We start from the raw sequence: 15919 nt of genomic DNA on the forward strand, positions 1-15919 counted from the left end.
TAAAAATTGATCTGCAAGATAGGCATTTAGTTATGTAAAACGATGTTTACTGTGTAATGACATGGTAAACTATACATTTGGTTGTACAAAACACTGCCGCTGTTACAAACAATACAGTTTTATGCCTGTACTATAACAAATTTCAGCCCCCTAATTTCCTTATATACGATGATCAAACTCTTACTTCGCTTATTTACCTTATATATTGTCCTTCTTTTTACACTCCCGTTTACAAGCCATGCGGCTGAGGCAACTGCCGATTCTGCCCGTTACCTAAGGGATAGCACTAATAAAGCTACTATCGCCAAACGCATCCTTAACCGGGATTTTAACAGCATTTACCAGCAAAACTTAAAAACATCTTTTTTCGGCCAAGAATTTTTCCAGCCTCAAAAAACGCAGTTAGTTGCCGATGTGGTGGCCAACTTTGTAGTTTTTAATACGCCTAAGTCGCGGTTTTTCTTTAACGCTTTTACCCGGATCAAGATCAGGCTGCTGGCTACCCGGGGTGCTCCCGTCAAATCGCCCAGTTATATGCCGGGCGGTATGCTTTACAGCAGGTTAAATAATGACCCATTTAACCCGAAGTTTTTATCGCTGGGCTATACCCACCACTCTAATGGGGTACGTGGGCCAACTGTATTGCCCGATGGGCGCTTTAATGTGGATAGCGGTAAATTTTCAACCAATTTTTATTCGCTTAATTACACATCCGGCCACCGGACGGATAAAACCGACCGTATTATAAACCGTTACGCCACAGTAGGGTTAGAGGTACACTCCGGTTTGTTTGGCACCGGCGCTGCCGAAGGGCTAGATGGCCATTATGGATTTGTGCGTGTAAACGGAACCTTTTTATACAACCTTGCCAAACGTGTTGCCGACCCAATAAAGCCCGACACCTACTTATTTGATAACTGGCAGCGCATCCAGTTCGATTTTACTTATATAGCTGACAAATACAATAATTACGGCGCTTTCGACATCAAGAAACGCGTTAATGTTGCCCTTAAATATTATTACCATCTGCCCTTCCTGAAGGATGTATCAATAATGGCCGGGGGCGGTTACCGTGGTCAGGACGATTATAATTTTTCGTTCCAGCAAAGCTACGGTTATGCAACCGTGGGCGTATCTTCGGGCCTCTCCTTCCTTATCAACCGATAATAAGCAACTGATTAAAGCTTGATTATCTGTAAGCCGGGGACAATATATTTCGCCTGAATGTTGGCTGTACACCTATCCGGGATGCCTACCAATCCGTTTATTGGCATCGTTTTGCTTTAGCAATAAATGTAAAAACCATCGCTATATTCAATAAATCCCTTCCGTAATTTTTTCGATTGATAACTTCACGTTTATATCATCATTCAAAAATAATCCTACATTTACTATTCTAATTTATAATCTATGGCAGCATCCCAACGCTGTTAAAACTTTACATGCTATGAAAAAATTATTGTTAAGCGCCTTAGCACTTACCGCTTTAGGCTTGTCGGCTTCGGCACAAAAAACACAACCGCTGTTTGATGGCAAAACTACCAAAGGATGGCACAGCTACCTGCATACCGATGCCGGCCCATGGAGCGTAGTTGACGGTGCACTTACCTTAGACCCTAAAGCGCCAAACCAGGCCGACCTGATCACCGATGCGGAGTACGAAAACTACGAGCTATCTCTTGAGTGGAAAATTGCCGAGGGTGGTAACAGCGGTGTCATCTTTGGCGTGCACGAAGACCCTGCTTTAGGTGCAACTTACCTGAGCGGTATTGAAATGCAGGTTTTAGATAACCAAAAGGCCGAGGATAATAAAAAGGCCAATCACCTTGCCGGTTCATTATATGATATGAAAGCGGCCCCGGCCGATGCAGCAAAACCTGCCGGCCAGTGGAATACTGTTAAACTGCGTAACGACAAAGGCCACCTGGTATTTTGGCTAAATGGCAAAGAAGTGATAAACGTGCAGATGGGCAGCCCCGAGTGGACAGAACTGATCAATAACAGCAAATTTAAAACCTGGAAAGATTTTGGCAAATACCCAAAAGGCCACATCGCTTTACAGCAGCATGGCGCTGTTGTAGCTTACAAAAACATCAAGCTTAAACAACTGTAAGCCAACCAATTCAAAACATTATAGTTCGACATATAATTTATTAAATGGAAGATTTACAGATTAAAAAATCCACCGCCACTTATGATGTGGTCGTAGTAGGCTCGGGCGCGGGCGGTGGTATGGCCGGCTATGTACTGGCCAACGCAGGTGTAAAAGTGCTCATGCTGGAAGCCGGGGCATTTTTTGACCCCAAGACCGATTCGCACCAACTAAAGTGGGCCTGGGAATCGGCCCGCCGTGGTGCAGGTACTACCCGTCCGTTTGGCGACTTCGACGCAGCCTATGGCGGATGGGAGCTGGAAGGCGAACCTTACACTACCAAAGATAAAACTGAATTTTCATGGTTTCGTGCAAGGATGCTGGGCGGCCGTACCAATCACTGGGGCCGTATCTCGCTGCGAATGGGCCCGGACGATTTTAAGCCTAAAGACGGACTGACCGACCCATGGCCAATCACCTACGATGAGCTGAAGCCCTATTACGATAAGGTAGACAGGATGATAGGCATCTACGGCACTAAGGAGAATATTGAAAGTGAGCCGGATGGCATTTTCCTGCCCCCGCCAAAACCGCGTTTAAACGAACTGTTTATTAAACAAAGCGCTACCAAGGCCGGCGTAAAGGTAATTACCGGCCGTGGCTCGGTTTTAACCGAAGCATTGCCAAACAACAAAGACCGTGGCGCATGCTTCTTCTGCGGGCAGTGTGGCCGCAGTTGCAAAGTTTACGGCGATTTTTCGGCGTCATCATGCCTGGTTATTCCGGCTATGAAAACCGGTAACCTAAAAGTGATCACCAATGCAATGGTACGCGAAGTGCTTACCGACAAAAACGGTTTGGCAACAGGCGTATCATACGTTAACAAGGATGATATGCAGGAGTACCAGGTGAACGCCAAAATGGTAATATTAGGTGCAAGCGCCGGCGAAAGCGCGCGTTTACTGCTTAATTCTAAATCGGCCGCCCATCCGGGTGGTTTGGCAAATGCAAGCGGGGTTGTGGGTAAATATCTGCACGATTCCACCGGATCCGGCGCAGGAGGTTTCCTGCCGCAGCTAATGGACCGCAAGCGTTATAATGAAGACGGCGTAGGCAGCGTGCATATTTATTCGCCCTGGTGGCTGGATAACAAAAAATTGAATTTTCCACGCGGTTATCACATTGAGTATGGTGGCGGTATGCACATGCCCAGCTACGGTTTTGGTGGCGGCATACAAGACATGAACGGTGCCGTACCGGGGCGCGATGGTAAGAAAAAAGATGGCGGCGGTTACGGCGTTGGGCTGAAAGACGATTACCGCCGCTTTTATGGCACCCAGGTAGGCATGGCCGGCCGTGGTACCGCTATTGCCCGTGCTGATAACTATTGTGAAATTGACCCTAACGTTGTTGATAAATATGGTATCCCGGTGTTGCGCTTTCATTACAAATGGACCAATGACGAGATTAACCAGGCTAAACATATGCAGGATACTTTTGAAGAAATTTTACATGGCATGGGCGCTATTTACGGCACTAAGCAAGGGCCGGAGACCAATTATGGTTTGGAGGCACCAGGTAAAATTATTCACGAAGTTGGCACTGTACGTATGGGCGACGATCCTAAAAAATCGGCGCTAAACAAATGGTGCCAGGCGCACGACTGTAAAAACCTTTTTGTGGTTGATGCTGCGCCGTTTGTGCAACAGGGCGATAAAAACGCCACCTGGACCATCCTTGCGCTGAGTATGCGCACGGCCGAGTATATCTTACAACAACGTAAACAACTTAATGTATAACTCATCATGAACAGACGCGACACACTTAAAGCCATAGGGTTAGGCACCGTATCAACAGGCTTGCTGCTTGGCGGCTGTAAACCCGGTGAAAAAAACCAAACCGAAACACCATCGGGCAAAGAAGCAGCTGTACCCGGCCGCACCGCCGACGAGGTTGAACGGGAAAAGAAAATAAAGGACGAAAAATATTTTGATGATCACGAAATGGCCACCATTACCCTGCTGGCAGATATTATTATCCCAAAGGATGATAAATCGGGCAGCGCAAGTGATGCCAAAGTACCCGAGTTTATTGAATTTATTGTTAAGGATATCCCGAGCCATAAGTTGCCAATGCGCGGCGGGTTAAAATGGCTGGATCTGTACTGCCTTAACCACTACGGCAAAACATTTATTGCCAGCACCAAAGCACAGCAAACAGAACTGCTCGACCAGATCGCTTACCCTTACAAGGCCAAAGCAGAAATGGCACAGGGCGTTGCTTTTTTTAACCGCATGCGTGATTTAACGGCATCCGGATTTTGGAGCAGCGAAATGGGCACCAAAGATATCGGCTACGCCGGTAACGCCCCCAATAAATGGGAAGGCGTACCGCTTGATGTATTGAAGCAATACGGAATGGAAAATGTTAAGATCTGATTTGAACTGAGTCAGATAAGCAAAGCCACCTGTAAAGGGTGGCTTTTTTTGTTAGCGATTTTGTTGGAAAAAAGCGCCCTTACGACTGCACGTTAGCAACAAGAAATCCTTCCGGAGCAAATTAGTATGGATTCAGCCACATGCAACCTCACCTTTATTTGCAACTGGAGCTCCGAAATATAAGCCAGTTGCACCCGCTAATAAAAAAAAGCGCTAAATTGTACCGCACTTATAAACCGTATGTATTTCATCCTTTCTAAACTGCTGGTAATTTTTATATACCCGTTCACATGGGCATTAGCAGTGCTTATATATGCGGTATTTTGCAAAAATACCAGGCGCAAACAACGGTTGCTGATTAAGGGGGTAACTTTACTTTACCTGTTTGGCAATACGGCACTTATTAAAATATTTGCACGTGAATGGGATGTAAGCACCTACCCGCCTACCGGCAAAATTTACAGCAGCGTAATTTTGTTGGGCGGCTTTGTATCTGAAGGCGACGACAAAAAGGGCATCTTTAATCAAAGTGCCGACAGGTTTATTCAGGCTACCAAATTACTGGCTACACACCGGGCAACACATTTGCTTTTTACCGGCGGCAATGCCGATATCAAACCCGGCAAATTTCGCGAAGGCGATTTTGTGAATAATGAGTTACATAAAATGCATTATGCCGATAGCGCCATCCTGATAGATAACCAGGCGCGGAATACAATTGAAAACGCTTTGTTCGCCAAAAAGATTCTGCAGAAGGCCCGGCTTAAGCCACCATTCTTATTGGTGACATCAGCCTTTCACATGCGCCGCGCTTTGTTGATCTTTAAAAAAGCAGGACTGGACGTGACTCCCTTCCCTGCAGATTTTATTGTAAAGGGCGACCTGGAATGGAGCGACCTTTTACCAAGTGCTGATGCATTTGGAACGTGGGGCCGCTACACCAAAGAGATAGTTGGCTATATAGTTACTTATTTTAAACACATCTGATCATGAAAAAAGCAACGCTGATATTTACATTCCTCATCGGCATTACTGCGTACAGCGCAGGGGCCCAAACCAAAAAAACATCCGGCAATCCTATTTTCCAGGGATGGTATGCTGATCCGGAGGCAACTATCTTTGGCAAGCAATACTGGGTTTACCCAACCTACTCAGACAAGTACAATAAACAAGTGCATTTCGATGCCTTTTCCTCGCCAGATCTGGTGAACTGGACCAAACACGATAACGTGCTCGATTCCTCAAATGTGAAATGGGCAAAACGCGCCATGTGGGCGCCGGCACTGGTTAAAAAAGATAACAAGTACTACTTCTTCTTTGGTGCGAATGATATCCAGAACGACCAGACTGTTGGGGGCATAGGCATAGCCGTTGCCGATAAACCCGAGGGGCCGTTTAAGGATTACCTGGGCAAACCGCTTATTGACAAGATCATCAACGGTGCGCAGCCTATAGACCAGTTTGTTTTTAAAGACAAAGACAGCCAGTACTACATTATTTACGGCGGATGGGGCCACTGCAATATCGCGAAGCTGAAAAACGACTTTACCGGCCTTGTTCCGTTTAGCGACGGTACTACATACCGCTCTATAACGCCCGAAGGTTATGTAGAGGGGCCGATAATGTTTATCCGCAAGGGCAAATACTACTTTATGTGGAGCGAAGGCGGCTGGACAGGCCCGGATTACCGCGTGGCATATGCGGTGGGCGATAACATTAATGGACCGTTTAAAAAGATTGGCACCGTATTGCAGCAGGATGCAGCGGTAGCAACCGGTGCGGGCCACCATTCGGTAGTACAGGTGCCGGGTAAAGATGAATGGTATATAATTTACCACCGCCGCCCGTTGACCGAAACTGATGGGAACCACCGCGTAACTTGTGTAGATAAGATGGAGTTTGATGCCAACGGATTGATCAAACCGGTAAAGATCACCAATGAGGGCGTTACCGCAGCTAAGATAAAATAACCAGCGTGGGCTTGTGAAACGGCTATATCAAATTGTTTGCTATCTGATTGCCTTATCAGCGGTGAACAATAGTTACGCCCAATCGCCAAAGTTCCGTGATTTACCACCGCAAAACTATCGGGTTAGTGTTCCTATTACGCCTTTAACGCCCATACCCAGGGCTGGCAGCGGTACTGTTCCGGCTAACAATTATGGCGAGGTAACAACATTTGCAGGCAATGGCAGCGAAGGTGCCGCGAACGGCACAGGCAACCTGGCCACTTTTAAAGGTCCGCTTGACATCAAACAGGATGCCGCCGGGAATTTTTTTGTAGCCGATGCAGATAATAACGTTATCCGCAAAATAACCCCGGCAGGTGTAGTAAGCACATTTGCAGGTGATGGTACAGCAGGTTACCAGGATGGCAACGGAACAGCTGCCCGGTTCTCGCACCCTATAGGGATGGTGTTTGATCCGGCTGGCAACTTATTTGTTGTAGACCAGGGCAATCAACTTATTCGTAAAATAACTCCTGCCGGCGATGTAACCGTTTTTGCCGGCGTGCCGGGTACGGTTGGCCTTACCAATAACACGTTCAACAACCCAACAGGCATAACTATCGATGCTTATGGCAATTTCTATATTACGGATACCAACAATGCCAGGATACGGCAGGTGCCCCCAACGGGTGGGTACGTTGTGCCTTTTGCCGGCGGCGGTACAGGCAATTCCGCCAGTAATATTAACGGCCCGGGCGTAACTGCTGCTTTCTACGGGTTGGCACACCTTATTACCGGCCCCGAAGGAAATTTGTATGTGGTAAACGCCGAGATCATCCGCCGGGTAACCCCTTCGGCAATTGTGAGTACGGTTGCCGGCGTAGTCCATTCTTACGGCCCATATGACGGTGACTCTAAAACAGCTGTTTTCCAACGCCCTTACGGGATTACGATAGATCAGGCTAACACGATGTTCATAGCTGATATGGGCAACCACCTTATTCGCAGGTTTGGCCGTCAGGAGGATTTTATTTCTAAACTCGCTGGCACGCCGGAAACGGCAGGGTTCATTGATGGTATTGGCCTTAAAGCAGCATTTAACCGGCCGGCAGGTGTAACGCTTGATGCCAACGGATTTTTATATGTAGCTGATGCCGGCAACAACGCAATCCGAAGGGTTTCAACAACCGGCTACCAGATCTTTCCGGAACTACCCCCCGGCCTCATTTTCGACGGCACCACCGGGATCATCAGCGGTACGCCGACTGCGCCGTCGCCGGCAAAAGATTACACTATTATTGGCTACAACACACAGGGTAAAGGCGTTTACGTGGTTAATATCCAGGTAAACGTTTTTACACCACAAACCCAAACTATCACGTTTGGGCCGCTGCCACCAAAAAAAGAAACCGACCTCGATTTTCCGCTGGTGGCCAACAGCTCCAACCCTAATTTACCGATAACTTTTGAGAGCAGCGACATCAGCGTGGCGTCGATATCCGATGGTAAGATCCATATTTTGGGGCCGGGAACCGTTACCATAACTGCCTATCAAAAAGGCGACCCTAATTTTGCCGATGCCACACCGGTTTCGCAAACGCTTGTTGTGAGTGCTGTACCCATTGTTTACCAATATCCAACGGTTACCCCTAAGGGTAACCCCGTTATCATTCCTGTTGATGAAACCGGAAAGGTAACTGTAACTACAGATAAGGTGGCCGATATTGCCATTGATGCTACCCAGCCCGAAGCAGAGATCAAACTTGAAACATCTCTTTACGATTGTACCAGCATTGGCCCCCAAACGGTTAGTATTACCGCCGGCTATGGTGCGGACCCGGCCGACCCCCTCAGTGCAAGATTTGACCATCCCACCAACCTGGTTTATGACCAAACCACCGGTAACGTTTACATTGCTGACAGGGGCAACTATAAAATTAGAAAAATTGGTACCGATACCCGTGTTACCACACTGGCCGGCAGCGGTTCGCCGGGGCGGGTAGACGGACAGCCCAAAGTATCATCTTTTAGCCGGAACCTCCTCAGCATCGCGACTGATGCCGACGGTAATACCTATGTGTGTGATGTGGAAAATGCATTGATCCGTAAGATAACGCCGGCTGGTGTGGTAAGTACATTTGCCGATGATGCCTTGCGGGTTTTTAACGACCTGGACCCGATGATGGCCGTGGCTATTGCGGTTGATCGGGCAGGTTTCATTTACGTATCTGATGGGTACCGCATTTATAAAGTTACGCATGATGGCAGTTCGGCAACGGTATTTGCCGGGAGCGGGTTAAAATACACCGGGAATAATTTAGAGAATAACACTGATGGGGTTGGTGCCGCCGCTGCCTTTAACGGCATTACCGGCCTCTTCTTTGGTCCTAACGGCGATTTGTTTGTCAGTTCGTCAGCGCTGAATGATCAGAACACTATACGTAAAGTTACACCGGCAGGTGTGGTGAGTACCATTTACTATAAAAGCGACCCTTTGCTGCGCTTTACCCGTTTAGTGGTGAACAGCCAGGGCGATATATTTGTAGCCTCGTCAGAACCAAAGATCTATAAGATTACCCCGGCTGGCCAGCTAACCGTTTTTGCCGGCAGTACCGAAGTGGGTGCCATCGGTTCGGCAGACGGTACAGGGCAAGCAGCGCGGTTCTCTAACCCGCAGGGCATTGCTATCGACCCGTCAGACAACCTTTATATTGCTGATACGGATAACCACATGATCCGTAAGATCACGCCGGGCGGGGTGGTCACCACTATTGCCGGGAGCACTACCGCGGGTTTTTTAGATAACACCAGCACATCCAACAAAAAAACAACAGATATACCGGTGATCATCACCAGCCCTATTACCATCACATCTACCTACCAGCCGGTAACTATTCCCTACCTGGCCGTTTGCCCAGCTGTAGTCCCCGATTATACAGCTACTGCTACTGCAAAAAGCAGCTGCACAACCAACATCCGGTTTACACAAACGCCTGCAGCCGGGACAGTTTTAAGCGATGGCCAAACAGTTGATGTAGTACTTACTGCTAATGATGATTTGAGCCCGTATGACAAAGCCACAGTTACCTTTAAAGTAACGGCCAGCCAACTTCCATCCCCGGCAGTAATTGTAACCCCTGCTTTGGCAAGCGCTTGCGAGGGTGTAGCGGTTACTTACACAGCCACGGTTACAAATGGGGGCACTGCGCCCACGTATAACTGGCTGGTTAACGGCGTTTCCGTTTATACCGCCTCGGCCGAGTTTACATCATCTACCTTAAAAACCGGCGATAAAATCACCTGCGTAGTAACCAACAGCGATGGCTGTGCACCTGTTCAATCCGCCCCATCTAACGAGGCATCCATCACCGCCGATCCTGCGGTTGATGCGATTTTTACCGTTATAACATCTGTAGCCGGCCCAATATGCCCGGGCAGTACCATTGATTTTATTGTAGTTGCATCGGGTACACCAGTGAGCAGCAGCGGCTTGTCTTATCAATGGCAGGTTAACGGTGTAAATGCTGGCCAAAACAGCACATCCTATACCACTAACAACCTAATGAACGGCGATGCAGTAACTTGCGTAGTTACCGTTGCCGCGACATGCGCGGTAAGCCCTATAGTAACATCAGATAGTTATACTGCGGTAGTACGTACCGAAGATGACTGCCAGATTGCCTTGCCCAATACATTTACGCCTAATGGCGATGGTATAAACGACCGTTGGGAGATCCCGGTGTTACAGAACTATCCGGACTGCCGGGTATCTGTCTTTAACCGTTATGGGGCGCTGATCTTCCAATCGGTAGGGTACAGCAAACCTTGGGACGGCAATTACCAGGGGCGCGTTTTATCTGCCGGAACTTATTACTATATTGTTGACACCAAAACCGGCAAGAAACCACTTACCGGCTCGGTAACCATTATACGCTGATTATATTTATAAACCACCTGGCAATATTCAGGTAATTACATTTTAACCCGTTTGTGAATTGGACCCGGTGCTGCCTGTTGTTTTTCGTTGCCATTTTGGCGGCCTGCAATTGCTACGCGCAAGCGCCGGATATCACATATGATTCGCCTAAGTCGTTTACCGTTGGTGTGCCGATCACGCCCTTCGGCCCAGCTAATGCGGGCGGTGCTGTGCCGGCTACGGTTTTTTCTGAAGTAGCAACTTTTGCAGGCACGGGTGCGGCCGGCGCGGCCGACGGCCCAAAAGCATCCGCCACCTTTAACTCACCAACAGGCATTGCCATAGATGCGGCCGGTAATCTTTATGTGGCCGATGCGGGCAATAACGTGATCCGTAAGATAACGCCCGGCGGATTGGTAATCACTTTTGCAGGCAGTGGTGCCGACGGCACTGCAGACGGGTTGGGCATCCTGGCCAGTTTTTCTGCACCTACCGGGATGACCATTGATAAGGCGGGCAACCTATATGTAACTGATAAAAAAGGAAACACTATACGTAAAATAACACCGGCCGGGCTGGTAACAACAGTTGCAGGCAAAGGTGGCTTTGCCGGGGTTACGAATGCACAGGGCGAAGCGGCAAGGTTTAACAATCCTACCGGTATAGCGGTAGATGATGCCGGCTTTTTATATGTAGCTGACTACGGTAACAATATGATAAGGGGCATTGCACCTGATGGCAGCGTACGCACCATCGCTGGCAGCACCAATCCCGGCAGAGGCGTATCATCCGACGCGGATCAGCAGGGTACGGCGGCCACCTTCAGGGGGCCAAGTGCGATAGCTGTTACACCTGATGGTAAAAAGATCTTTGTGGGCGAACTTTCTATGATGCGGACAATAGACGAGGATGGGAATGTGCTTACCGTAGTAGGGAACGCCCTGCCTGGCGACTACGATGGCACTTATAAGGGGGCAAGGGTAAGCCAACCCTCGGGCATGGTGCTTGATGCGATGAAAACGCTATACTTTTTCGACGGAAACAGTAAGATCCGCCGTTTCGACTCGGAAGGATCGGTAACTACATTAGGCGGTTATATAGCGGGCTATGCCAATGGCATTGGCCAGGCGGCACGTTTTAACGGCAGCGGCGGCGTTACCGTAGCACCAAATGGTGACGTGTATGTAGCGGATCCGGTAAATAACCGCATCCGCAAGGTAGTGACAACAGGCTACTACATTGAGCCTAATTTACCGCCGGGACTTAGCTTTGACCCTACAACAGGAATTATAAGCGGTACACCGACAGAAAAATTGCAGGCAAGCCAATTTTCGGTATTTGCCTATAACACAACAGGCAAAAATGCGACTAGTGTAGTGATCGAGATCCGGCTGCCGGGCCTGATCAGGCAAACCATCACCTTCCCAACGCTACCCGGCAAAAAAGAGCGCGACCTGGATTTTGATGCCGGCGCTGTTAGCAGTAACAACACTATACCGTTTACCTATACAAGTAGTGACGCCCAGGTGGCCACTATTACTGATGGAAAGATCCATGTGGTGGGGCCGGGTACCACAACTATAACCGCCTTTCAGGCAGGCAGTACAGATTATGAAGAGGCAGTACCTGTTTCGCAGGAATTTACAGTAGCTGCCGATCCGCTGCCAATCAAATATCCAACAGTAAATCCAAAAGGGCCGCCAATAACGTTGCCGTTGAATACAGGCGGATCATACAAAACAAAATTTGCTGATATTGCTACCATAACCGCCGACCCGGCAGAGCAGCCGCCCGTTATCGTATTAGGTAATGGTAATTTTAATTGCAGCAGCGTTGGCCCGCAAACAATAAATGTTACCGCCGGGTACGGGCCCGACCCTGCAAACCCGCTCAATGCGGAATTTAACGCACCGTCAAACCTGGCTATAGATGGCCAGGGCAACATTTTTATTGCGGATCCGGGTAATTACATGATCAGGGAGCTAAGCGCTGCCGGCCGCGTAACTACTTTTGCAGGCAGTGGATCTGTAGGCAGCCAGGATGGGAAAAATACGGTGGCACGTTTTAGCCGCGGCTTATCTTCCATCGTTACCGACCCATTGGGCAACGTTTACATTTGTGATTTTTTGAACTTGCTGGTCCGCAAAATATCACCTAAAGGCGATGTAAGCGCATTTGCCACTGCGGCGCTAAAAGCAGCTAATGGCAATAATCCTGTTGACGCAGAAGCTATTGCAATAGACGCTGCCGGCCGGATCTTTATTGCAGATAAGGCCCGCATTTACCAGGTAAGTAACGATGGCACTATAGCAACCGTATTTGCCGGCAACGCAGTACAGGCTAATGCCGATGGTGTAGGCACTGCCGCCGGTTTTAGCGGTATTGTTGGTTTAACCTTTGATGCAGACGGCAATATGTATGTATCTACCAGTGATAACAATTATGTGAACTCGGTAAAAAAAGTATCACCGGATGGTACGGTGAAAACGCTTGTGGCAGTTATTGCGCCTTCTGTGCACTTTAAGCGGTTGGTTATAGACAGCAAGGGTACAATATACGTGGCGTCTGCAGATAATAAGATCTACAAAGTTGTTAACGGCCAGTTTTCTATTTACGCCGGCAGCGTTGCCGGAGATGCGGAGGGACAGCTTAACGAATCGCTGTTTAGCAACCCGGAAGGCATAGCAATTGACGCTGCCGACAACATCTATATCGCCGACGGTGACAATCACAAAATTAAGAAGATCACTCCGGGCGGCGTAGTAACAACCATTGCCGGCAACGGGAATCCCGGCCATGTGGATAATACCAGCGTAAGTAACGCCCGCATTACGCCGGTTAATGTAAATGTGACCAGCCCGGTTCAGTTTACCTCTACATTTGCAGATATCAGCACCCCGGTTTCATCGTCATGCGCGGCTACCATGCCTGACTATGTAGCTGCTTCGAAAGCCATTAGCTATTGCACTGCTAACGTTACCATAACACAATCGCCCGCAGCTGGTACACCCATCGCCATTGGCGTGCCGGTTACAGTTACACTTACTGCGAGTGATGACCTAAGCATACTGGACAATGCAACTGCAACATTTAAGGTAACGGCCGTTTCGTCATCGGCACCTGCGGTAAAAATAAACCCTGAGGGTGGCGTAGGCGGCTGCATCGGCATGCCGGTAACCTTTACCGTAACTTATACTAACGGCGGTACTGCACCCACGTTTCAGTGGAATATTAACGGCTCTGCGGTTGCAGGGGCCACATTAAATACTTTCACTAGTGCAGCACTGGCCAACGGCGATAAAGTAAGCTGTACCGTTACCAATATTGATGGTTGTGCCCCTTTATCAGCAACATCTGCAGCAACTAGTTTGCTACTAAGCGAAATTGTGACTACCGGTATTACCATTGCGCCGTCTGTTACCGATGCGGTTTGCCCGGGCAGTACGGTTACCTTTACGGCAACCACAACCAATGTAGGGCCTGGCGACAATGCGGCTTACGAGTGGCGCATAAATGGCAACATAGCAGGAGCTAACAGCCCAACTTTCTCCACTACCGCCCTCGCTAATGGCGATGTAGTAACTTGCACCCTGGCCAGTGGCGGTGCTTGCCTGTTGAACCCCGTAATTCAATCGGCTGGGTTTACGGCTAAGGTTAAAACCGAAACAGAATGTACCATTGTCATTAATAATACTTTTACCCCCAACGGCGACGGTGTGAATGACTTTTGGGACCTGCCCGTTTTGCAGAGTTACCCTAATTGCACCGTAGCGGTTTACAACCGGTTCGGCAAGCAGATCTTCCAGTCGATTGGATACAGCAAACCCTGGGATGGCGAGTACCAGGGTAAATTGCTGACAGCTGGTACCTATTTTTATATGATCGATATCAAAACAGGTACAGCGCCTTTTTCGGGTTCGGTAACCATCCTCAGATAAAAAGCCCTGCAAGCTGTCGCATACAGGGCCTAAAATTAAATCAAAAGTTCAGGTTTAAACGATCTTCATATTCGCCGGATCCCAGTTGATTACCTTGTTGTTAAAGTAGCTGTCGTTACAAAGCAAGGCTGGGGCTGCCGCGCGGAAACCAAATACGGCATCCTCAACCACTGGTGTGCCGTTCCTTACAGCATCCATAAAGTTGGCAAAGTGCTCGTTAGATGCGTTGTATCCCTGTGGTGCACGGTAGGTTATCGGTTCGAATTTAGGGCGCATGCGCTGCGTTTCGTTCCAGCGTTTATTATAATCGTCCATCAGTTGTTTTTGCTGCGCTTCGGTATAAGTAAAAAACGAATCCCAGCCGCCAATACCCGGCGCTTCGGCCATTTTGCTGTTGCGGATGGTAAAGCTGTCACCTTCGCCGCCCAGATCCATCACCCCCTCCGAACCTACAATTTTAGTAACAGTACGGTCGCCCTCGCCGCTGATAAAATTAACCCTTAAAGTTACCTGGAATGCAGGGTGTTCTTTGGTTTCGCCATAATGTACAACGGCGCTCATCACATCCGGCACGTTACGGCCATCCTTCCAATATGCCAGGTCGCCAATGGAATAGATGCGCTCGGGCCCTTTAGACCCTGTAATGTAATGGATACCGGTTAGCAAATGCACAAAAAGGTCGCCGGCAACGCCGGTACCGTACTCGCGGTAATTCCTCCAGCGGAAAAAGCGCTTCTGATCAAAATCGTGCTTAACTTTTGCGTTTGCCTGAAAACGCGACCAATCTACATTCTGGATATTACCATCTGTAGGGATAGTATATTGCCATGCGCCCAAAGCATCCTGGCGGTTAAACGATGCTTCGATAGAGTTGATCTTACCAATAGCACCTGCATCGTACATTTCTTTAGCTTTTTTATACGCAATACTGCTAATGCGCTGACTGCCTACCTGGAAAACCATCTTCGTTTCTTTTTGCACCTGTATCTCTCCAAGTCCCTGGCTTATCTGGTGCACCATTGGCTTTTCGCTATATACGGCTTTCCCTTTGTGCATGGCATCGATCGAGATCTGGCTGTGCCAATTGTCGCTGGTAGCAATAATTACGGCATCTACATCCTTACGCTCCAGTATATCGCGGTAATCCATTGTAGTAAAAAGGTTTGCGCCATACACTTCTTTAGCGCGGTCTAACCGGCCTTTATACAGATCGCAGGCGGCAACAAGCTCAACACCCGGAACGCTCAAGGCAGCACGTGTATCATTAAAGCCCATAATACCCATGCCAATGGTAGCAATACGGATCTTATCGTTAGGGCCAACGCGCTTTTGTGCACTTAGGGTCCTAATTTCATGTTCTTCTTTGGCGGCCAGGCTGGTGAGCGAAGCAGAACTGAGCAACACAGAAGTGCCCAGGTGTTTTAAAAATTTCCTACGGTCGGTTGACATGGTTAAATTAATTAAGCTTTAAAATTGGTTTGTGCAGCAGGTGCCGCAAGAGGTTTGTGATGGCAATTTAATTAAAAAAACAAAAAGAAAATATTTTTCTTAACATTAATAGCCAGCGCTTTACATAAGTAGCTTTT

At 48.4% G+C, this 15919-nt stretch carries 9 protein-coding genes; 8 read left to right on the plus strand and 1 reads right to left on the minus strand.

The genetic code is table 11. The features are described 5' to 3' along the window. Window positions 1-168: 168 nt before the first annotated feature. The 8 genes from ACE5CV_RS01650 to ACE5CV_RS01685 all read left to right on the plus strand — a co-directional run bounded on the left by ACE5CV_RS01650 (window position 169) and on the right by ACE5CV_RS01685 (window position 14333). On the plus strand, window positions 169-1167 hold the full coding sequence (locus ACE5CV_RS01650; RefSeq protein ID WP_374948409.1) for a hypothetical protein: 999 nt from the start codon (window positions 169-171) through the stop codon (window positions 1165-1167). Between the two features lie 280 nt (window positions 1168-1447). Beyond that, window positions 1448-2113, plus strand: coding sequence for a DUF1080 domain-containing protein (locus tag ACE5CV_RS01655; protein ID WP_374948410.1), 666 nt, complete (start codon window positions 1448-1450; stop codon window positions 2111-2113). 44 nt (window positions 2114-2157) lie between these two features. Then, a complete protein-coding gene (locus ACE5CV_RS01660) occupies window positions 2158-3891 on the plus strand; it encodes a GMC family oxidoreductase (protein WP_374948411.1) in 1734 nt (577 codons plus the stop codon). 6 nt (window positions 3892-3897) lie between these two features. After that, window positions 3898-4530, plus strand: a complete 633-nt coding sequence (locus tag ACE5CV_RS01665; protein WP_374948412.1) for a gluconate 2-dehydrogenase subunit 3 family protein — start codon at window positions 3898-3900, stop codon at window positions 4528-4530. A 240-nt stretch (window positions 4531-4770) separates the two neighbouring features. Then, window positions 4771-5517 (plus strand): YdcF family protein, encoded by a 747-nt coding sequence (locus ACE5CV_RS01670; RefSeq protein WP_374948413.1) that lies wholly within the window; start codon window positions 4771-4773, stop codon window positions 5515-5517. Window positions 5518-5519: 2 nt separating this feature from the next. Continuing rightward, complete coding sequence (locus ACE5CV_RS01675) at window positions 5520-6500, plus strand: glycoside hydrolase family 43 protein (RefSeq protein WP_374948414.1); 981 nt, start codon at window positions 5520-5522, stop codon at window positions 6498-6500. Window positions 6501-6513: 13 nt separating this feature from the next. Continuing rightward, on the plus strand, window positions 6514-10416 hold the full coding sequence (locus ACE5CV_RS01680) for a gliding motility-associated C-terminal domain-containing protein (RefSeq protein ID WP_374948415.1): 3903 nt from the start codon (window positions 6514-6516) through the stop codon (window positions 10414-10416). A 53-nt stretch (window positions 10417-10469) separates the two neighbouring features. Beyond that, window positions 10470-14333 (plus strand): gliding motility-associated C-terminal domain-containing protein, encoded by a 3864-nt coding sequence (locus ACE5CV_RS01685; protein ID WP_374948416.1) that lies wholly within the window; start codon window positions 10470-10472, stop codon window positions 14331-14333. 54 nt (window positions 14334-14387) lie between these two features. Here ACE5CV_RS01685 and ACE5CV_RS01690 read toward each other — a convergent pair whose 3' ends face one another. After that, a complete protein-coding gene (locus ACE5CV_RS01690) occupies window positions 14388-15782 on the minus strand; it encodes a Gfo/Idh/MocA family protein (protein ID WP_374948417.1) in 1395 nt (464 codons plus the stop codon). Window positions 15783-15919: the final 137 nt, after the last annotated feature.

Origin of the sequence: Mucilaginibacter sp. (assembly GCF_964263795.1) — a bacterium.
Lineage (GTDB): Bacteria > Bacteroidota > Bacteroidia > Sphingobacteriales > Sphingobacteriaceae > Mucilaginibacter.

What these genes read in the sequence shown, in the direction of transcription:
- ACE5CV_RS01650 (WP_374948409.1), top strand. Translation starts at nt 169, where the DNA reads ATGATCAAACTCTTACTTCGCTTATTTACCTTATATATTGTCCTTCTT.
- ACE5CV_RS01655 (WP_374948410.1), top strand. Translation starts at nt 1,448, where the DNA reads ATGAAAAAATTATTGTTAAGCGCCTTAGCACTTACCGCTTTAGGCTTG.
- ACE5CV_RS01660 (WP_374948411.1), top strand. Translation starts at nt 2,158, where the DNA reads ATGGAAGATTTACAGATTAAAAAATCCACCGCCACTTATGATGTGGTC.
- ACE5CV_RS01665 (WP_374948412.1), top strand. Translation starts at nt 3,898, where the DNA reads ATGAACAGACGCGACACACTTAAAGCCATAGGGTTAGGCACCGTATCA.
- ACE5CV_RS01670 (WP_374948413.1), top strand. Translation starts at nt 4,771, where the DNA reads ATGTATTTCATCCTTTCTAAACTGCTGGTAATTTTTATATACCCGTTC.
- ACE5CV_RS01675 (WP_374948414.1), top strand. Translation starts at nt 5,520, where the DNA reads ATGAAAAAAGCAACGCTGATATTTACATTCCTCATCGGCATTACTGCG.
- ACE5CV_RS01690 (WP_374948417.1), bottom strand. Translation starts at nt 15,782, where the DNA reads ATGTCAACCGACCGTAGGAAATTTTTAAAACACCTGGGCACTTCTGTG.